Below are 17952 nucleotides of genomic sequence, written 5' to 3'. Positions count from 1 at the left end.
CGGACCCCGACGTCGGTGTCGATCGGCGACGATCACGACGGGGTCTCCGAAAGGTGGCTGACCCGAAGCCTCTTAGTGATGACCGGCGTAACACGGTTCGATGACCGACACTGTGGACGACGTCGAGATGCCCTACGACGAGGATTCGACGTCGCAACAGGAGAAGATCGAGGTGCTCGAGGAGCGGCTCGAGATCCTCGAGTCGCAGAACGAGGAGATGCGTGACCGGCTCCTCGACGCGAACGCCGAGAACAACAAGTACCAACAGAAGCTCGAGCGGCTCACCCACGAGAACAAGAAGCTGAAGCAGTCGCCGCTGTTCGTGGCCACCGTCCAGGAGCTCACCGACGACGGCGTGGTGATCAAACAGCACGGCAACAATCAGGAGGCGCTCACCGAGGTCACCGCGGAGATGCGCGAGGATCTGGCCCCCGACGACCGGGTGGCGGTCAACAACTCCCTGTCGGTGGTCAAGCGGCTCGAGAAGGAGACCGACGTCCGCGCCCGCGTGATGCAGGTCGACCACTCGCCGGACGTGACCTACGAGGACATCGGCGGCCTGGACGACCAGCTCCAGGAGGTTCGCGAGACGGTCGAGATGCCCCTCAAGCAGCCCGATATGTTCGCGGACGTCGGCATCCAGCCGCCGAGCGGCGTTCTGCTGCACGGCCCGCCGGGGACCGGCAAGACGATGCTCGCGAAGGCGGTCGCCAACCAGACGGACGCCTCCTTCATCAAGATGGCCGGCTCCGAGCTGGTCCACAAGTTCATCGGCGAGGGTGCCAAGCTCGTTCGCGACCTCTTCGAGGTCGCCCGCGAGAACGAGCCCGCGGTGATCTTCATCGACGAGATCGACGCGATCGCCGCCAAGCGGACGGACTCGAAGACCTCCGGCGACGCCGAGGTCCAGCGGACGATGATGCAGCTGCTCTCCGAGATGGACGGCTTCGAGGAGCGTGGCGAGGTCCGCATCATCGCCGCGACCAACCGGTTCGACATGCTCGACGAGGCGATCCTCCGGCCGGGCCGGTTCGACCGGCTCATCGAGGTCCCCAAGCCCGACGCCGCCGGCCGGGAGATCATCTTCCGCATCCACACTCGGAAGATGAACGTCGCCGACGACGTCGACTTCGACGCGCTGGCCGAGACGGTCTCGGACGCCTCCGGCGCCGACATCAAGGCGATCTGTACCGAGGCCGGGATGTTCGCGATCCGCGACGACCGGACCGAGGTGACGATGGCCGACTTCGAGGCCGCACACGAGAAGCTCCAGCAGACCGAGGAGACCGATATCGCCGACTCGGTCGCGTTCGCATAGCGGGCGATTCCGCGGTCGTCCTCGATCCCCACATCGACGGTCACGCCGATGCGAATGTGGTTTTCCGTTCGCTCCGTTTTGAACCGCGTGTGCCCTCAGAGGCCGACGAAGAGCGCGTACGGAACGAGAAACAGCGCGATGAGGATGAACGCGAGCAGCGCTCCGTACCCGAGTCCGACGCCGAGGAGCGTCCGGAAGCCGGGGTGAGACAGCGTATCGAGGTCCATACCGGCGGATCGACCCCCGCTATCTTAAAAGGGTCGGCCGCGGTCCACCGGCGGCGACGTGGCTGCGGCGGGGCACACAACTCCGCCGAGCGTCACTGCACCAGGCTCGCGCCGTCGAAGGCGGTGCGTTGGAACGACACGTCGAGCAGCTGGAGCAGCGTCGGCGCGATGTCGAGAATGTCGGCGTCGTCGATCGTGACGCCCGGCTCGTCGATCAGCAGCGCGGCGTCGTCGAAGCTGTGCATCCCGGTCCGCGGCCCCGGGTCCTCGAAGACCGCCTCGTGGCCGAGGAAGTCGGCCTTGAGGTCGAAGCCGTCGTGCGGGATGGCGACCAGGTCGGGGGCGATCTCGTCGTGGTCGCCGCGGAAGGCGGTCTCGGTCTCGACGACCCGCCGAACGACGGGCTTGCCGGCCGGCGACTCGAGCTCCTCGAGCTGTCGTTTCAACTCCGCACGCGTCTCCTCGTACTCCGCTTGCGGAACCGATCCGCGGGGCTCGCGCCCCTCGAGGTTCAGGTAGAACCGACCCGGCCCGAGCGAGTAGGCGCGGGCGTCGTCGTCGATGTCGGCGAGCGCGTCGTGGTCTCGGTCCCGAAAGACGAGCCAGTCGCTTCGTTCGAGCCACTCGTTGCAGTTGACGACCCGGTCGATCGGCGCGAACCCGTGGTCGGAGGCGACGACGAGGGTCGTGTCGCGGTCGAGGGCGGTACGGATCTCGCCGATACACTCGTCGAGCCGCTCGTAGAACGCGAGGAACGCCTCGCGGTCGGGCCCGCCGGAGACGTACTGGTCGAACAGGAAATGGTTGATCCGGTCGGGAGTGAGATAGACGCCGACGAACAGGTCCCAGTCGTCGCGTTCGACGTACTCGCGGAACGCCTTCTGGCGGCGGTCGAGCGTTCGACGGGCGTGGTCGAGGAAGTCGGATTTGTCCGTTCGATGGCCCAGCTTGGCGTTGACGTCGATCAGGTAGTCGATGGAGTCCAGATACGATCGCAGCTCCTCGGGCGTCGCGGCCGCGTCGACGTCGGGCGCGAGAAAGCCCGACACCATCCGCTGGACCGTCCGTTGCGGCGGGAACGTCACGGGAACGTTGAAGACGCTCGCGTCGCGACCCGCCTCGGTGACCAGGTCCCAGATCCGCTCGTGCTGGACGTCACGTCCCATCGGCACGTAGGTGTCGTACGAGCCGATCTCCCGGTCCTGGTAGCCGTAGACGCCGGTTTCTCCGGGGTTCGACCCGGTGGTTATCGCCGGCCAGCAGGCGGTCGTCTCGGGCGGGTAGATGCTCTCGATCGACCCCGCGGATCCCGATTCGATCATCGCGGTCAGGTTCGGGAACGTCTCGGGTTCCGAGGCGATGAGCCGATACGGCACGCCGTCGATCCCGAGGAAGACCACGCGAGGGTCGTCCGTTCCGCGCAACCGGTCGATCAGCCCCATACGATCCATACCACGTAGCGCGGTAAAAAGCGTGGAGGTTTTCACCGCCCCGCGGCACCACGGCATATGGAAACGCGACGCGCCCTCCTCGTCGACGCGTTCACGACCGATCCGTTCACGGGCAACGCCGCTGGCGTGGTGCCGGACGCGACGGGGCTTTCGGACGATCAGGCCCAACGGATCGCGGCCGAGCTGGGGGCCAGCGAGACGGCGTTCCTCTCCGACCCAACCGCGCCCGAGGCCGACCGCCGGGTTCGATATTTCACGCCGACGCAGGAGGTCGACCTCTGCGGACACGCGACGGTCGCGAGCCACGCACACCTGTTCGCCGCGGGCGCGATCGAGGCCGGAACGCACCAACTGGAGACGAACGTCGGGGTGTTGCCGATCGAGGTGACCGCGGACGGTCTCATCCGGATGACGCAGTCGTCCCCGACCGTCGAGCCGGTCGATCTCCCGTACGACCGGGTCGGCGAGGCGGTCGGGATCGATCCGGCCGCGCTCGCGGACGTGGGTGCCGACCTGCCGCTCGCGCGCGCCTCGACGGGGCTTCCGTTCCTGATGGTTCCGGTGAACTTCCTCGAACGGCTCCTGGAGGCGGATCCGTCGATGGAAGCGATCGAGACGCTGACCGACGAGGTCGATGCCGCCGGCGTCTTCGCGTTCACCTTCGATACGGTCGCGGCCGACGCGACGATTCACGCCCGGGCGTGGGCACCCGGAGCCGGGATCCCCGAGGACCCCGTAACCGGCACCGCGAGCGGCGCCTGTGGAGCCTACCTCCACCGGCAGGCGGCGTTCGACGGGGATCCTCCCGAGGAGATCGTGGTGGAACAGGGTCACGTCCTGGACCGTCCCGGCCGCGTCCGCGTTCGCGTCGCGAGGACGGACGCGTCCGCCGCGAGCGTCTCGGTCGCGGGGTATGCATCGCAGGCCCTCGACGGCGAGATCGCGGTTCCCGAGCCGGACGACGACGACATTCTCGAGGCGTGAGATCAGGTCTCGCGGCCGCGGTCGTCCTCCTCGGCGTCGATAACGTCCTCGAGGCGGTCGCCGCCCATGTCCGCCGCGACCGCGACGCCGAGCAGCGAGACGACGACCCCGCCGACGATGAACAGCGCCAGCCGCTGCGTCGGCGAGACGACGACCCCGCCGGCGGACAGCGGCGACAGCAGCCGTTCCTGCTCGAGGAAGTAGCCGGCGAATCCGCGAACCACGAGTCCGACCGCGACCGCGACGAACGGAAGGTTCAGAAAGTGGCTCCGGATCCCCTCGTCGCGGATGAGCTCGTCGAGGAGCCGCCCGGTCGCGGCGGTGAGCGCCGCGCCCGCGAGCCACGGAACCGCGGCGTATACGAGCTGGATCGCCTCGACCACGAGCGGTTGGGATCCGGGCAGCTCCGAGATCGAGAGCGCGCCGAGGAAGATCCCGACGAGCGAGAGTCCGGCCGCGACGACGTAGGTCACGATCGACACCTGACCGGCGTACAGCGCCGCCCGGACGCGGTCGGGAACGCCGGCGAGGTACTCGTCGATCGCGAGCCCTTTATAAAGAAGCGCGGTCCCGAGCAGTCCGGTGAGCCCGGCGACGGCGACCTCCGGGGAGAACCAGAACAGCAGCGACGGGACCACGAGCAGCCCGATGCCGACCGGAACCAGCACCGTCGACCGGAGCTCCTCGTCGGCGAGGAACTGTTTGAGGAGGTAATACGACGATTCCAGGTCGTGGGCCTGTCGGACGACCACGCGGTCGACGGAGTCGACCGGAAGCCGCGATTCGACGATGGGGAGGACGCGCTCGTCCTCGGCCGAGTCGACGACGACGATCGCCGACTCGGGGTCGTGGCGCTCGACGAGCTCGTCGATCTGGGCGGCGATGGACCGGTCCGCGCCGACCCGGGAGTCGGTACGCCCGGAGACCACGGCGACGACCGCCTCCTCGCGGCCGTCCCGAAGCTCGCGGGCCACGCGAAGCGCCTCAAGGATGCAGTTGACGCTCGCGTCCTCGGGGTCCGCGAGGCCGATCTCCGTGACCAACGAGCGGACGGCCTCCCACCCGGAGACCGGCATCGGAACCGTCGTCTTCCGGGCCACCTCACCCGATCGGTCCACACAACAGACCAACGACGTCACGTTCGTCACCAGGGGCGGGTGCGGTAAAAACCCTCATACTCGAGGTGACGACCGCACACGCCGAGATGTGACCGCACACTCGGGACCTGATGAACGATCCGGCAGCGCCAAAGCGGCCACCGCGTCCGAACGGCCACCGCGTCCGAACGGTCACCGCGCCCGAAGGTCGAGGTCGGCGGAGTCGGAGTCGGCGACCACGCCGGCGATCCCGGAGCCGAACGCGTACGCGACCGAGCGGATGCCGACTCCGATCCGGTCGGTGAGCCCCCGCCGGGGTTCGAACTCCCGAATCTCGACCGCCCGATCGCGGTCGAGCCGCTCGGCGAGCCGGTCCGCGACGTCCTCGCTCGTGCCGAGGTCGTCCACCAATCCCCGATCGCGGGCGTCCGGACCGAGGAAGACGCGGGCCTCGGTCTCGCGGACGGCGTCGGGATCGAGGTCACGGCCCTCGCTCACCGTCGCGACGAACTGCCCGTAGAGGTCGTCGACGATCCCCTGGAGGTACTCGCGCTCGGCGTCGTCGGTCTCCGAGAGCGGGTTGCCGGCCTCCTTGAACCGGCCGGCCGCGAACTCCTCGTATCGGATCCCCAGCTTGTCGGCCAGTTCCGCCGCGTTGGGCCGCGAGCCGCGAACGCCGATCGAGCCGACGAGGCTCGCCTCGTGGGCCCACACCTCCTCGCAGCCGGCGGCGATCCAGTAGCCGCCGGAGGCACAGACGTCCCGCGCGTGGGCGATCGTGACTCCGTCGAACCGCTCGGCCGCGCGCCGGATGTCGTCGCTCGGCAGCACCTCGCCGCCCGGCGTATCGAGCGTGAGCAACAGCGCGTCGACCGCCGGGTCGTCGTCGGCGCGGTCGATCGTCTCGACGATCTCGTCGGCGGTCGCGCCGGCCGCCGCGGCGACCGGCGAGGGACGCCCGCCGTCACGAGTGATCGGCCCCTCGACGGTCACCTCGGCGACGTCGTACCCCGCGAGGGCGTTCGTGACGGCCGAGACGCCGACCTTTCCCGCCGCGGCGGCGAGAACGATCGTCAGGAGAACTCCCGCGAGCTCCGGCCCGGTCGTCGGGATCTCGAGGAAGGCGATCCAGCCGACGGCGACCCCGACCGCGGCCGCGAGGACCGCGGCGACGAGGGTCAGGGTGCCTCGAAGCGTCTCGTTGTGGATTTCCATACGGAACGGGTCGGGCCGTGTCGGGTTAAACCTCCTGACGGCGTCGCTATCGGACGTCAGAGACTGGTGACGTGACCCCGAAACCCGAACGGATCGAGAAAAACCGCGTCAAGCGACCGTGATCCGGCGCCGGTCTAGAGCAGCCCCGTCTTCTGGAGCTTCATCAGGTCCTCGGTGTCGAGGGTCTCGCCCTCCTTGAACTTCTGGTAGATCTCCTCGGCCTCGGCCTTCTCCTCCTCGCGCTTCTCGGCGCGCTCGTCCTTGCGCTCCTCCTCCTCCTGCTTGTCGAGCTCGCGCAGGCGCTTCTGGACGCGGACGAAGTCCTCGTGGTGGCGGTCGGCCGCCTCCTGGGCCTCCACGAAGAGCTCGTGCATCTCGTCGGCCTCGTCGCGGATGTCGTCGGCCTCGCGGTAGGCCTCGATCATCTGGTTGTGGTGCTCCTGGGCCTTGTCCGCGAGCTCGGTGACCTTCTGGTGGTGTTTGGAGGCCTCCGAACGGACCTCTTCCGCCTCCTCGATGAGGTCCTCGAGTTCGCCGGTGTCCTGCACCTTGTCCTTCTTCTCGGCGAGCTGCTCGCGCTTGTCCTCGATCTTCTCGATGAGTTCGCGTTCGTCCTCGGCCGAGAGCACCTCGGTCTGCTGGCGGAACTCGAGATCCTCGATCTCCTCCTCGAGCTCCTCGATGGACTTGCCCTCGTCGAGCTCGAGGTCCTCCTTCAGCTCCTCGACCTCGTCGAACAGCTCGTTGGCCTCGGCGTTGAGCTCGTTGCGGCTCTCCTTGTGCTCCTGGACCTGCTCGTTGAGCTCGTCACGCTTCTCGCGGTGTTCCTGGGCCTCGTCGACCTTCTCGCGTGTCTTCGCGTTGAGGTCGTCGCGTTTCGAGGCACGCTCGGAGGCCATCTGGTTCAGCTCGTTCCGTCGGTCGCGCAGTTGCCCCGCGCGTTTGATGAGCTGTCCCTTCGAGCCGTTCTCGAGTTCGTCCTCCGAAAGGTCGACGTTGTCCGATTCTGCAAGCGCTTCGATTTCGTACTGTTCGATGACTTCCTGTTTCGTTACCATTTTTTATCACTCCATCACCGCTCCGGATATGGCAGACGCTCGCCCCGATGCGTCCGACCGTGGATAAGAATTCCCGATCATTCGTCGTGCGGTTCCACCAGCGCCGGATGCGTTCTGGTACCTACTCCTTGTTCCGTATGATATATAAATACTTCGGTGGTAGGAGTGTGAAAAGAGGTACCATACCCCCCGAATTCGGGCGTTTCGACCGATATCGTCCGAGTCCCGGGGATATATAAATGACAACCACTCACACGGTCCGGCGGGATGGCCGGCTCCGATGGTCGGGCGGGATCCGAACGGCTTTCGACGGGGGGCAACGACGCGGCTGTATGGAGGCAGCGACACGATGACCGAGCTCGTCGAGACCATCGCGGCGCGCGGCCACGACAACGTCCGGGCCGAGCACGCGAGCACCTTCGAGGTGACCACCGACGACTGGCTCACGCCCGCCGGCGACTGCATCCTCGCTGTCGAGGCAGACGCAACGCCCCGGAAGTTCGGTCCCGCGTTCAAGGAGGCCTGTCGAAGCCACGAAGCGACGATCACGGCGACGCTGACCGTCGAAGGTCCCGACCGGATCCACGAGGAGACCGTCGTCGGGTCGGGCCATCCGGACCTCACGCTGGTCGACGACCGATCGGCAGTCGCGCGAACGAGCACGTACGTGGACGACCGGACGGTGATGGTCGACGCGGACAGGGCTGCTGCCGACTTCGACCGGGATCTCGTCGCGGCGCTCGCGGACGGCGCGCCGTGTACCCTCCGGCTCGCGGTCGAGGCCTGACGATCAGGGTCGTCGCCGACGCGACCCCGTCACCCCCGAATGTCTTAAACGGAGCCCGACGAACGGTCCCGTAATGGCCGAGGAACCCGACCGAAACATCAGCGGCGGCGCCTCCGGCGGCGGCACGCCGGCGAGCTTCGAGCCGGGCGACGAAGCGTCCCGCGCGGAGGCGATCGTCGACGAGCTGGGCGACCTGTACTGGCAGAAGGAGTACGGCGGGCGGGACGGCTTCGAGTGCCTCGTCCGGACGATCCTCTCACAGAACACCTCGGACGTCGCGAGCCAGCCGGCCCACGACGACCTGGTGAACCGATACGGTCCGCCCGAGGAGTTGGCCGAGACGCTGACCGATGCCGATCGGGACGATCTCGCCGAGACGATCTCGGCCGCCGGGCTGTACAACCGGAAGTCGAAGGTCATCCAGGAGGCCGCACGGTGGGCGCTCGAGGAGTTCGGCTCGACCGCCGCCTTCGACGCGTTCGTCGCCGAGAGCGACCCCGACGAGGTACGCGAGACGCTGTTGTCCGTCTCCGGCGTCGGTCCGAAGACCGCCGACTGCGTCCTGCTGTTCGCGGGCGGACGCGGCGGAGTCTTCCCCGTCGACACTCACGTTCACCGGATCGCGCGGCGGATGGGGATCGCGCCGCCGGACGCCGACCACGAGGCGGTTCGGGAGGCGATCGAGGCCGCGGTCCCGGCCGAGAAGTGCGGCTTCGGACACACCGCGATGATCCAGTTCGGACGCGATTACTGCACTGCACGCAAGCCCGCGTGTCTGGACGGTCCGAAGGCGTGTCCGCTCTACGACCGCTGTGACCGGGTCGGGATCGACGAGGTGGACGGTGGGGTCCGGGACCCCGCCGACGCCGTCGAGGGGTAGTCGGGACGGAGGGTCGACCTCGAGAGGTAAGACTAAGGCACGCGGCGCCCCTCCGGTCGATATGGACCTGTCGGCACTCGACCGACACACGCCACGGGGCGCCGCCGGGGCGACGCGGGAGGCCGCGGTGCTCGCCCCCGTCCTCCACCGAAACGACGAGCCCTACCTCCTGTTCACGAAGCGGGCGGACCACCTCGGGGAACACCCTGGACAGATGAGCTTCCCGGGCGGGGGCCGCGAGCCCGTCGACGGGACGCTCCGGGACACTGCCCTCCGGGAGGCCGACGAGGAGATCGGCCTCGCCGCCGAGGAGGTCGACGTCGTCGGTCGGCTCGACGACATCACGACCGTCACCGACTACGCGGTTCGCCCCTTCGTCGCGACGATCGTCGACCGGGAGTACGTCCCCGACGAGCGCGAGGTGGCCGAGATCGCGGTCCTCGCCGTCGACGACCTGACCGATCCGGCGAACTACGAGTCGGAACGCCGTGAAACCGACTACGGGAGCCTCCGGATCCACTACTTCCGCGTCGACGGCTACACGGTCTGGGGGGCGACCGGCCGGATGGTCGCCCAGCTGCTCGAGCTCACGACCGACTGGCGGATCCCCGAGCAGCCGGACCGCGTCGTCGACCCGGACGCGGACGTCTCGCCGTGACCGGTCCCGAGGGCGCCAGTTGCCGACGCTCGGCTCGACAGCAGGTGCCGTCGTCAGCCGTCGGCATCCTCGCCGAGTCCGTCGAGCGTCGCGCGGATACGGCCGCGGAGGTCGTCCCCGTCCACCGGTGCCCACGTCTCGAGGTCGTAGGTGACCTCCAGGAGCTCCTCCAGCCGTGACCGGTCGGCCGAGGCGACGGCGTCAGCGACGTCCGTCGCCAGACGGTCCCGCACCGTCCGACCGAGTGCCTCGCGCTCGAGCCGACGATCGGGAACGTCGAGGATGTGGGGGAGGTCCTCGGCGTTCGGCGGCACCGAGGGAAACGCCGCCGGGCCGGCCACCAGGAACGTCTCGTCGGCCGGGTCCACCCCGGCATCCGTGCCCTCGACCGGGACGAGATGATAGCCGCGAACGGCCGCGTCGATCGTCGCTCGGAGCGTCCCGTCGTCGACGTCCACGCCGCGCTTGAAGGCGAGTTCGGAGAGCCCCCGCCGCAGCTCCGGGCGCGTCATCGCGCCGAAGAGGTCCACGATCCCGGCGAGGTCGTCGCGAGCCGCGACGCCGGCGTCGTCAGTCCCAGAATCAGCAGTCCCAGAATCAGCAGTCCCAGAATCAGCAGTCCCAGAATCAGCAGTCCCAGAATCAGCAGCCTCGGAAGCCGCAGCCTCGGGATCGTCAGTCTCGGGAGCGTCGGTCATTCCTCGACGACCTCCTGGTAGCCGGCAGTCGCGACCGTCCGGAGGTCTGCAGCCGCGGCCTCGCGGAGGTCGGCGACCGAGATCGGCGAGTCCCGCCACGGAGGAAGCCGGTCGTCGGCCGCCGGCGGACCGATCGCGTCGGCGTAGGTGTCGACCTGTTCGAGCTCGGCGTTGCGATCGAACTCGAACGCGTTGAACGAGGCGTCCGTCGCGTACGCCCGGACGAGGTCCCGCGCGGCGGCGACGTACCGGTCGGCGAGCGCGTCGTGATCGACCTCGATCCCGCGGTCGCTCAGGATCCGCAGCGTGGCGTCGACGACGGCGTCGCTCATATCCGCGAGCCCGGTCGGCCCGCCGACGGACCGGTGGTCGTGTTCGTATCGTCCGAGATCGACCTGCGCGGAGCCATCGAACCCGCCGTGCTCGAAGGCGTCGCCGAGGGTGCCGATCTCGAGGCCCCACCCGCGTTGGACCCGCAGGTCGGCGACGAGGTCGCTCGTCGCTGCGAACTCCCCGGCGAGGGCGTATCGGAACGACGCGAGGTAATCGATCACCGGATCGTCGTGAGCGTCGGCGAGCGCGCGAACGAGCGGGCGAAACAGCAGGCGGAAGAGCCGGCCGTAGAGGCGGTCGTCCTCGATCCGCGCGTAGTACCCCTTCGAGAACGCGTACCCGTGTGTGAGCGGAAACAGCAGCCGGGCGACGTAGGCCGGCGAGTAGCTCAGCGTGTCGGCGTCGTGGACGACGACGTACTCCTCGGACAGCGCCGGGCCGAGCCCGACCCAGACGTCGCGTCCCTTCCCGCGTTGACCGTCGAGGCCGTGGTCGGCCAACAGCCGTTCCAACCGCGGGCCGTCGCACCAGATGATCTCGGTCGGCAGGTCGAACTCCCGGAGCCACTCCCGGACGGACTCGACGCGGTCCGGCGAGGCGCGAAGCGGGACCACGACGCGGGCGGGATCGACCGTTTCGAGGGCGCCGAGGACGCGCTCGACCGCCAGCCCGCCGAACTCCCGTTCCGTCATCGGGACGACGACCGCGGCGCGGTCGGTCGGCGCCTCGGGCGTCCGGTCGCGCAGGGCGTGCAGCGTGGTCACGCGCTCCTGGACGTACTCCATCGGCGGATCACTGGGGCGGACGGGGGAAAAACGACCCGCTTCCGTCGGCGACGTCTCACTGAACGCGGCACTCCGGTCGACTGGCGCGCGGTCGAGAACGTCCGCTCCGTCGCCGACCACGTCGGATCCGACGTGTTGACGAGCCGAAACGACCTCGGGCACGGTATTTAACACGTCCGGTGACATACGTCGGCGTATGAAGTCGACCCGGAAGGGCCTGCGCGACGGCGACCTGAAGAAGGACACCTACGAGCGGCTCACGTGTGCGGAGTGTGATAAGGTGCTCAAAAAGGAGAACGACCCCGACGAGGTGTTCGCGGTGAGGGTCTGTCCCGAGTGTGGCGCCACGTACAAGGAGCTCCGCTAGACGCCGGGACGCTCGATCGGTGACGAAACGCACTCGAAGACGAACGCTCCTCGGTGACGAACCTACTCGAAGACGGCATCGAACGCGTTCGCGCCGAGCGGGTCGAACGTGCCCGCTGCGACGTTCTCCCGTACGTGGTCAGGATCGCGAGCGCCGACGAGCGCGCTCGTCACGCCGGGCGCGCTGCGCGCGAAGTTGATCGCCCGCTGTGCCGGCGTCTCGCCCGCGAGTCGGTCGGCGATCGGCTCCGGGATCGCCCCCGGTTCCGCCAGCGATCCTTGCCCGATGCTCGCGCTCGTCACGACGTCGATGCCGGCCTCGTGAGCGCACTCCAACAGCGACCACCGCCCGGTCTCGTCCCGCTCGTTCTCGGCCGATCCGCCGCTGGACGTCGCGTCTTCGTCCGTTCCGTCGATGGTCGCCTCGTCGTCCGTCCCATCGCTCCCCGGCGCCGGCTGCGTCGCCCGCGTGAACGCGTCGGCCATCCGGACGTTGAACGGGAGCTGTACGGCGCGAAAGCCGTGAGCGTCGGCGTCGACCGTCGCGGCTGCCCGCTCGGCGCGCTCGATGATCGCGGGCAGCGAGAGCGCCGCGTCGTGGTCCGGCGGGACGCGAAAGGCGTCCCAGGTCGCGACGCCGTAGCCGCCGATGTCGCCCGCGAGCCGCCGCCGTTCGAGGCGCTCGAAGGCGGTCTCGAGGGCGTCATAGACCGCCTCGGGCGACCGTTCGGCGAGTTGTGTCTCCGGGTTGTGGACGTAATAGCAGTCGATCGTCTCCACGCCGATCGCGTCCAGCGACCGGTCGAGCATCGCCTCGATGAACGCCGGGGCGATCGCGTGGCTGCCGTGGACGAGGTCGTCAGCGGAGAGGATCCCGGTCTCGAGGAACGTCTCGCGGACGTAGGCGGCCGGATCGTCGGGACGTTCGCCGTCGAACGGGACGAAGCCGGCCTTCGAGGCCACGACGACCGACTCCCGATCGACGGCGGCCTCGGACAGGGCCTCGCCGACGACCCGTTCCGAACGCCCACAGCGGTAGTTGCTCGCGGTGTCGACGTGGTTCACCCCGGACTCGAGCGCGACCCGTATCGACTCGCGGTACCGGTCGTCGACCGCGTCGGTCGGGTCGCCGAGGTAGGTCCCGATCCCGATGCTGGAGGCGACGCCGGGACCGAACCGGCGAAAGTAGGTCCGACCGAAGGCGTCGCCGAACCGGTCCCGATAGCGCCAGGTGCCCTCTCGTGTTGCCATCGCCGCTCGTAGGGTCGCCCGCGGCATAACGGCCGCGGCTCGGGGAAATGGCGGCTACGGCTCGGAGAAACGGCGGCTGCGGCTCGGGGGGACGGCGACCGCAGCTCGCGAAGACGTCGACCGCTGTACGAAGCGGCGACGAAACTCACGCGGTCCGGATCGCCCCGCGGTTTATAAGTTATCACGCGCGAAACGTCCGCATCGAATGAGTCGCAACGACGAGGTCGCGAGCGTCCTCGAGGAGTTCGCCGACCGGCTCGAGGCGACCGGAGTCGAGTACAAACCCACCGCCTACCGGCGGGCGGCCGAGAACGTCCGGGACCACCCGACGCCGATCGAGGCCCTCGTCGAGGATGGCGCGGAGGCGGTACGGGGGATCGACCGCGTCGGGGACGCGATCGCGGCCAAGATCGTCGAGTACGTTCGGACCGGATCGATCGAGGAACTCGAGGAGCTCCGGGCCGAGTTGCCGGTGGAGATCGGCGCGCTCACCCGGGTCGAAGGGGTCGGCCCGAAGACGGTGGGAACCCTCTACGAGGAGCTCGGGATCACCACCCTCGACGAGCTGGCGGCCGCCGCCGAGGCCGGGAAGATCCGCGAGATCACGGGCTTCGGCGAGACGACCGAGGAGAACATTCGCGAGAACGTCCCGTTCGCCCGGCAGGCACGGGAGCGCGAGCGGCTCGGGGACGCCCGACCGATCGCGGACGCGGCAGTGACGTATCTGGCGGACGCCGACCCGGTCGCGACCCTCGAGGTCTGCGGCTCGATTCGGCGGTGGCGGGACACGATCGGCGACGTCGACCTCCTCGTCGGGAGCGACGAGCACGAGGCAGTCGTCGCGGCGTTCACGGACTGGCCCGAGGCGGACGCGGTCATCGAGGCCGGTACGAACAAGGCGAGCGTCCGGACCGACGGCCTCCGCGTCGACCTCCGCGTGGTCGCCGTCGCGGAGTTCGGCGCCGCACTACAGTACTTCACCGGCTCGCGGGACCACAACATCGCGGTCCGGAACCGCGCGCTCGACCGCGGACTGAAGGTGAACGAGTACGGCGTCTTCGACGTGAGCGACGTCGCGGACCCCGACGCAGGCCAGCGCGTCGGCGACCGGATCGCCGGCGAGACCGAAGCCGGCGTGTACGCGGCGCTGGACATGTCGTGGGTCCCGCCCGAGCTCCGGGAGAACACGGGCGAGGTTGCGGCCGCGGCGGCAGGATCCCTGCCGGCGTTGATCGAGGAGGGCGACGTCCGTGGCGACCTCCACACGCACACCGACTGGTCCGACGGCGACGACTCGATCGAGACGATGGTCGCCGCGGCCGCCGAGCGGGGCTACGACTACCACGCGGTCACCGACCACGCGACCGGCCCCGGAGTCTTCGGCAACGCCGGGCTCGATCCGGACGACCTGGCCGAACAGGCGAAGGCCGTCGACGCGGTTCGGGAGGACGCGCCGATCCCCGTGTTCCACGGGGTCGAGGCCAACATCACCGCGGACGGCGACCTCGCGACCGACGACGGGACGCTCGCGAGCCTCGATCTCGTCGTGGCGTCGCCCCACGCCGCGCTCGGGACGAGCGACGACGCCACCGACCGACTCATCCGGGCGATCGAACACCCCGAGGTCGACGTCCTCGGTCATCCAACCGGTCGGCTCATCAACAGACGCGAGGGGTTAACCGTCGACTTCGAGCGGCTCGCCGAGGCCGCCGTCCGCGAAGGCGTGGCGATCGAGGTGAACGCGAACCCGGCCCGGCTGGACGCGAACGGCGAGGCAGTCCACGCCGCGGTGGATGCCGGGGCGACCGTCGTCATCAACACGGACGCCCACACGCCGCGGGAGTTCGACCACGTCCGGTACGGGGTCCACACCGCCCGACGCGGCTGGGCCGAACGCGCGGACGTGCTCAACGCGCGCTCGGCGGACGGGGTCCGATCGTTCCTCGAGGAATGACCGGCGGCGAGTCGAGCGAGGACCGCGAAAACGCCGGAGCGAGGACCGATGACGACGGACGCACGACGGGAAACGATGGACACACCACGAACAGCGACGGATGCACGACGGGGGACGGGGATACGGCGTCGGATGAAACGACCGGATCGCCGACGGAGGAGGACGGCGCGAACCGACCGCCGCGGGAGACGCGGTTCCTGGTCGACGTGATGTGTGGGACGGTCGCCAGATACCTCCGGTTCTGCGGCTACGACGCCGCCTACGCGCTCGACCGGGGCGTCGAGGCCGACGACCGGATCGCGACGATCGCCGCGACCGAGGAACGAACGCTCGTGACCCGTGACCGCGAACTCGCGGAGCGCGTCGACGGAGCGCTGCTCCTCGAAAGTCGGGAGCCGGCTGACCAACTCACGGAACTTGCGGCCACCGGCGTGGACCTCGAGCTCGCGGACGTCCCCACGCGCTGTGGCCGATGCAACGGACGGCTCGAACGCGTGTCGGGGGCGACCACTGGCGAGAGCGATCGGCCGGGATACGTCCCGTCCGACGTCGTGTCCTGGCAGTGCCGGAACTGTGGCCAGTGGTTCTGGAGGGGAAGCCATTGGCGTGACGTCCGAGAGCGGTTGCGAACCGCGCGACGAACCGCGGCGAAAAACGGGTGTGGGTCGAAGAACGGAAACGCTACTCGATGAACTCGACGTCCTCGTCGTCCGTGGACGCGTTCGACGCGGCGAACTGATCGGTGGACGTCCCGGCGGGATGGTCGACGGATCGACCCGATCCGTCGGTGCTGTGGTTCCGGCTTCGGTTCCGATCATCGTCGCGATCCCGTTCACCGGTCCGATTTCGGCCGGGATCCGGCCAGTCGGTCGAGAACCCGTCATCGCCGCCCGTCCCTCCGTTCGAGGACTGATCGGTCCCGGTCGATGGCGCCCCGGATCCGCTCGAGGGTGTCTCGGATCCGCTCGAGGGTGTCTCGGATCCGGCCGGCGTCCGGATCGATTCGGGGTCGGACCCGCCGTCGCTGACGCTCGCGGCACCGGGTCCGGCCGGTCCGCCGGAGGAGGTCGGGGTGCTCGGCCCGCTCGGCCGGCTCGACCCGCCTGCGCTACTCGTATCGTCGAAGATGTCCGTCGCGGAGTCGTCCGAGACGGGAGCCGTCGCGGAGTCGTCGGTGGCGTGTGAGACCTCGGCTCCGCTGCCGCCGAGGGTGTTCGCGTCCGGGTCGTTCGTCTGCGTCTCGACGGAGCCGTCGGGAGTCCCGCCGAGGAGCCCGACGCCGCCGAACTCGTCGAGTTGTCGGCGGTCGACCTCGACGACCTTCGTTTCGCCCTTGTGGGTCACCTCGAGCGTGACCATACCGCCGGGGTCGTTTCGGGTCTTGAAGTTGGCGACGCCGACGAACAGACACCAGAAGACGGTCGCTCCGCCGAGGAAGTAGATGCCGGCGGTCGGCAGCGTGAGATCGACCAGCTCGGGGCGTGGGCTGTTGACCCAGTGATACGGGTAGGCGTACGAGAACACTACGACTCCGAGAGCCATAATCGACGCGCCGACGACCGCCGACGCGCGCGTCCGTCGCCCCGCGGGCAGCACGCTCATCACGCCCAGCATCGCCAACGGGAGCCCGGTTCCTCCGAGGATCCCCCCGTACCAGCGCGCGTCCGCGAGGCTGTACGCCTCCATCGACGGGATGAGGTCGGTCCCGGCCGCGATGATGCCGGCGACGATGAGCAGGATCCCGACGGCGAACAGTGCCACCCCGAGATACAGCCGTCGGAGGCTCGCGGTCGATCGACCCCGCCCCCCATAGACCTCCGAGAGACTCGTCATACGCGCCCTTCGTCGTCCATCCCCAAAACACTACGTCAGACGGGCGCGTGACGTCCGGCGGTTCGACCCGTCGAGGCGTCGGTCGGAACGGCGGACTCACGAACTCGGTTGGCGAGGAGCGACGGTCCACCTTCGAAAGTATTACCGTCGTGCCCGCGGAACCGACGGCGTATGAGCGAGGACGCTGACGAGGAGGCGCCGGACGAGCCCGCCGTCGAGCTCGGCTCCGGCGAAGCGGTCGAGGGACAGCCGGTCACGCGGGTCGCCTCCCGACTCGTCTGGCCGAAGTCGAAGAGCGACGTCATCGACCAGGAGGGCGACGCGAGGATACGGACGCCCGACGGCGCGCGGGAACTGGCAGACGTGCTCGAGGAGACGGACGAGACGCTGTTCGACTCCCGCGGCGCGTTCGTCGGGACGGTCGCGGAGACGGTCGGCCGCGGTCCGGTCGCGACCGAATAGCCGATCCGCGTCGAGCTCGCATCCAGACCGACCCGACCGACCACCGATCCCTTTTACCACGCACCGTACGAACCACGGGTATGACGCTCCCGTTTGACCCGGCCGAGATCGACGGCGAGGACTTCGGCGAGGAGGAGCAGCTGCTGGCGATGGACCACGAGGAGGCGATCGAGCGCGTTCGAGCCGTCTGTTCGGACGCCGGATTCGGGGTGCCCGTGGAGTTCTCCCCGTCGGAACTGCTCAACGAGAAGGTCGACGCCGACCGGGATCCCTACTACGTGCTCGGCGCGTGTAACCCGACGATGGCCGACCGGGCGCTTGACGCGACCGGCGGCGACGTCGGCGCGCTGTTTCCCTGTAACATGGTGATTCAGGAGGTCGATCCGGGGACCCAACGCGTCTACCACGTGTCGATCATGCGGATCGCGCGGCTCCTCGGGCTGCCGGAGGCGGACGCGGCCGAGGAGATGGACGCGATCATCGCCGATACCGGCGAGCTCGTCGCGGACGTGTTCGACCAGCTTGCCGAAAGCGAAGCGGCGATCGACGCGTAGCAGCGGCGGTTCCGCTCCGGGTCCCTGCGTCGGCGACGGAT

Annotated in this window: 19 protein-coding genes; 10 read left to right on the top strand and 9 right to left on the bottom strand. The window is 69.0% G+C overall.

The genetic code is table 11. The features are described from left to right. Positions 1–100 precede the first annotated feature (100 nt). Positions 101–1318, top strand: coding sequence for a proteasome-activating nucleotidase Pan1 (gene pan1, locus CPZ00_RS10435; protein ID WP_096390821.1), 1218 nt, complete (start codon positions 101–103; stop codon positions 1316–1318). A 95-nt stretch (positions 1319–1413) separates the two neighbouring features. On the opposite strand, the gene CPZ00_RS16030 is transcribed toward pan1, so the two are convergent. Continuing rightward, on the bottom strand, positions 1414–1545 hold the full coding sequence (locus CPZ00_RS16030; protein WP_269845465.1) for a hypothetical protein: 132 nt from the start codon (positions 1543–1545) through the stop codon (positions 1414–1416). A gap of 92 nt (positions 1546–1637) precedes the next feature. Then, positions 1638–2987, bottom strand: coding sequence for an alkaline phosphatase family protein (locus tag CPZ00_RS10430; protein ID WP_096390820.1), 1350 nt, complete (start codon positions 2985–2987; stop codon positions 1638–1640). A 66-nt stretch (positions 2988–3053) separates the two neighbouring features. Between CPZ00_RS10430 and CPZ00_RS10425 the strand changes: the two genes are divergently transcribed. Then, on the top strand, positions 3054–3980 hold the full coding sequence (locus CPZ00_RS10425; protein WP_096390819.1) for a PhzF family phenazine biosynthesis protein: 927 nt from the start codon (positions 3054–3056) through the stop codon (positions 3978–3980). Positions 3981–3982: 2 nt separating this feature from the next. Here the strand turns inward: CPZ00_RS10425 and CPZ00_RS10420 are convergent, their stop codons facing one another. The 3 genes from CPZ00_RS10420 to CPZ00_RS10410 form a co-directional block, all read right to left on the bottom strand. After that, a complete protein-coding gene (locus CPZ00_RS10420) occupies positions 3983–5119 on the bottom strand; it encodes a DUF373 family protein (protein WP_096391685.1) in 1137 nt (378 codons plus the stop codon). Positions 5120–5269: 150 nt separating this feature from the next. Beyond that, on the bottom strand, positions 5270–6292 hold the full coding sequence (gene sppA, locus CPZ00_RS10415) for a signal peptide peptidase SppA (RefSeq protein ID WP_096390818.1): 1023 nt from the start codon (positions 6290–6292) through the stop codon (positions 5270–5272). Between the two features lie 134 nt (positions 6293–6426). Next, positions 6427–7350 carry a coiled-coil protein gene (locus tag CPZ00_RS10410; RefSeq protein ID WP_096390817.1) on the bottom strand — a complete coding sequence of 308 codons (924 nt, stop codon included), beginning with the start codon at positions 7348–7350 and terminating at the stop codon, positions 6427–6429. A gap of 349 nt (positions 7351–7699) precedes the next feature. On the opposite strand from CPZ00_RS10410, the gene CPZ00_RS10405 reads away from it, so the two are divergent. The 3 genes from CPZ00_RS10405 to CPZ00_RS10395 all read left to right on the top strand — a co-directional run bounded on the left by CPZ00_RS10405 (position 7700) and on the right by CPZ00_RS10395 (position 9675). Beyond that, entirely contained in the window at positions 7700–8137 is a 438-nt protein-coding gene (locus tag CPZ00_RS10405) for a DUF371 domain-containing protein (RefSeq protein WP_096391684.1), read from the top strand. A gap of 73 nt (positions 8138–8210) precedes the next feature. Beyond that, positions 8211–9017, top strand: coding sequence for an endonuclease III domain-containing protein (locus CPZ00_RS10400; protein ID WP_096390816.1), 807 nt, complete (start codon positions 8211–8213; stop codon positions 9015–9017). A gap of 61 nt (positions 9018–9078) precedes the next feature. Then, the gene (locus tag CPZ00_RS10395; RefSeq protein WP_096390815.1) at positions 9079–9675 is read left to right on the top strand and encodes an NUDIX hydrolase; all 597 of its coding nucleotides are present in this window, start codon (positions 9079–9081) and stop codon (positions 9673–9675) included. Between the two features lie 53 nt (positions 9676–9728). Here CPZ00_RS10395 and CPZ00_RS10390 read toward each other — a convergent pair whose 3' ends face one another. Next, a complete protein-coding gene (locus tag CPZ00_RS10390) occupies positions 9729–10373 on the bottom strand; it encodes a DUF7109 family protein (RefSeq protein ID WP_233255077.1) in 645 nt (214 codons plus the stop codon). Beyond that, positions 10370–11491 (bottom strand): glycosyltransferase family protein, encoded by a 1122-nt coding sequence (locus CPZ00_RS10385; protein WP_096391682.1) that lies wholly within the window; start codon positions 11489–11491, stop codon positions 10370–10372. Before CPZ00_RS10385 ends, CPZ00_RS10390 begins: the two co-directional genes overlap by 4 nt. Positions 11492–11687: 196 nt before the next feature. On the opposite strand from CPZ00_RS10385, the gene CPZ00_RS15610 reads away from it, so the two are divergent. After that, on the top strand, positions 11688–11858 hold the full coding sequence (locus tag CPZ00_RS15610; protein ID WP_172861813.1) for an HVO_0758 family zinc finger protein: 171 nt from the start codon (positions 11688–11690) through the stop codon (positions 11856–11858). A 62-nt stretch (positions 11859–11920) separates the two neighbouring features. Here CPZ00_RS15610 and CPZ00_RS10380 read toward each other — a convergent pair whose 3' ends face one another. Continuing rightward, the gene (locus CPZ00_RS10380; protein WP_096390814.1) at positions 11921–13108 is read right to left on the bottom strand and encodes an aldo/keto reductase; all 1188 of its coding nucleotides are present in this window, start codon (positions 13106–13108) and stop codon (positions 11921–11923) included. Positions 13109–13313: 205 nt separating this feature from the next. On the opposite strand from CPZ00_RS10380, the gene polX reads away from it, so the two are divergent. After that, positions 13314–15062, top strand: coding sequence for a DNA polymerase/3'-5' exonuclease PolX (polX, locus tag CPZ00_RS10375; protein ID WP_096390813.1), 1749 nt, complete (start codon positions 13314–13316; stop codon positions 15060–15062). Then, positions 15059–15754: a Mut7-C RNAse domain-containing protein gene (locus tag CPZ00_RS10370; RefSeq protein WP_096390812.1), complete on the top strand. Its 696-nt coding sequence runs from the start codon at positions 15059–15061 to the stop codon at positions 15752–15754. Before polX ends, CPZ00_RS10370 begins: the two co-directional genes overlap by 4 nt. On the opposite strand, the gene CPZ00_RS15900 is transcribed toward CPZ00_RS10370, so the two are convergent. Then, positions 15744–16895: a DUF7139 domain-containing protein gene (locus tag CPZ00_RS15900; RefSeq protein WP_233255076.1), complete on the bottom strand. Its 1152-nt coding sequence runs from the start codon at positions 16893–16895 to the stop codon at positions 15744–15746. The genes CPZ00_RS10370 and CPZ00_RS15900 overlap by 11 nt on opposite strands. A gap of 171 nt (positions 16896–17066) precedes the next feature. Here CPZ00_RS15900 and CPZ00_RS10360 point away from each other — a divergent pair, with 171 nt between their 5' ends. Further along, on the top strand, positions 17067–17357 hold the full coding sequence (locus CPZ00_RS10360) for a DUF5789 family protein (RefSeq protein ID WP_096390811.1): 291 nt from the start codon (positions 17067–17069) through the stop codon (positions 17355–17357). A gap of 80 nt (positions 17358–17437) precedes the next feature. Further along, entirely contained in the window at positions 17438–17911 is a 474-nt protein-coding gene (locus CPZ00_RS10355) for a DUF302 domain-containing protein (protein WP_096390810.1), read from the top strand. Positions 17912–17952 lie beyond the last annotated feature (41 nt).

Origin of the sequence: Halopenitus persicus, from assembly GCF_002355635.1 — an archaeon.
In the GTDB taxonomy this organism is placed as follows: Archaea; Halobacteriota; Halobacteria; order Halobacteriales; family Haloferacaceae; genus Halopenitus; species Halopenitus persicus_A.
This window is presented reverse-complemented; position numbering and strand designations above follow the sequence as displayed.

Coding starts and splice junctions, on each gene's coding strand:
- CPZ00_RS16030 (WP_269845465.1), bottom strand. CDS start 1,545: ATGGACCTCGATACGCTGTCTCACCCCGGCTTCCGGACGCTCCTCGGC.
- CPZ00_RS10410 (WP_096390817.1), bottom strand. CDS start 7,350: ATGGTAACGAAACAGGAAGTCATCGAACAGTACGAAATCGAAGCGCTT.
- pan1 (WP_096390821.1), top strand. CDS start 101: ATGACCGACACTGTGGACGACGTCGAGATGCCCTACGACGAGGATTCG.
- CPZ00_RS10355 (WP_096390810.1), top strand. CDS start 17,438: ATGACGCTCCCGTTTGACCCGGCCGAGATCGACGGCGAGGACTTCGGC.
- CPZ00_RS10430 (WP_096390820.1), bottom strand. CDS start 2,987: ATGGGGCTGATCGACCGGTTGCGCGGAACGGACGACCCTCGCGTGGTC.
- CPZ00_RS10370 (WP_096390812.1), top strand. CDS start 15,059: ATGACCGGCGGCGAGTCGAGCGAGGACCGCGAAAACGCCGGAGCGAGG.
- CPZ00_RS10380 (WP_096390814.1), bottom strand. CDS start 13,108: ATGGCAACACGAGAGGGCACCTGGCGCTATCGGGACCGGTTCGGCGAC.
- sppA (WP_096390818.1), bottom strand. CDS start 6,292: ATGGAAATCCACAACGAGACGCTTCGAGGCACCCTGACCCTCGTCGCC.
- polX (WP_096390813.1), top strand. CDS start 13,314: ATGAGTCGCAACGACGAGGTCGCGAGCGTCCTCGAGGAGTTCGCCGAC.
- CPZ00_RS10405 (WP_096391684.1), top strand. CDS start 7,700: ATGACCGAGCTCGTCGAGACCATCGCGGCGCGCGGCCACGACAACGTC.
- CPZ00_RS10385 (WP_096391682.1), bottom strand. CDS start 11,491: ATGGAGTACGTCCAGGAGCGCGTGACCACGCTGCACGCCCTGCGCGAC.
- CPZ00_RS10395 (WP_096390815.1), top strand. CDS start 9,079: ATGGACCTGTCGGCACTCGACCGACACACGCCACGGGGCGCCGCCGGG.
- CPZ00_RS10425 (WP_096390819.1), top strand. CDS start 3,054: ATGGAAACGCGACGCGCCCTCCTCGTCGACGCGTTCACGACCGATCCG.
- CPZ00_RS10360 (WP_096390811.1), top strand. CDS start 17,067: ATGAGCGAGGACGCTGACGAGGAGGCGCCGGACGAGCCCGCCGTCGAG.
- CPZ00_RS15610 (WP_172861813.1), top strand. CDS start 11,688: ATGAAGTCGACCCGGAAGGGCCTGCGCGACGGCGACCTGAAGAAGGAC.
- CPZ00_RS10400 (WP_096390816.1), top strand. CDS start 8,211: ATGGCCGAGGAACCCGACCGAAACATCAGCGGCGGCGCCTCCGGCGGC.
- CPZ00_RS15900 (WP_233255076.1), bottom strand. CDS start 16,895: ATGACGAGTCTCTCGGAGGTCTATGGGGGGCGGGGTCGATCGACCGCG.
- CPZ00_RS10390 (WP_233255077.1), bottom strand. CDS start 10,373: ATGACCGACGCTCCCGAGACTGACGATCCCGAGGCTGCGGCTTCCGAG.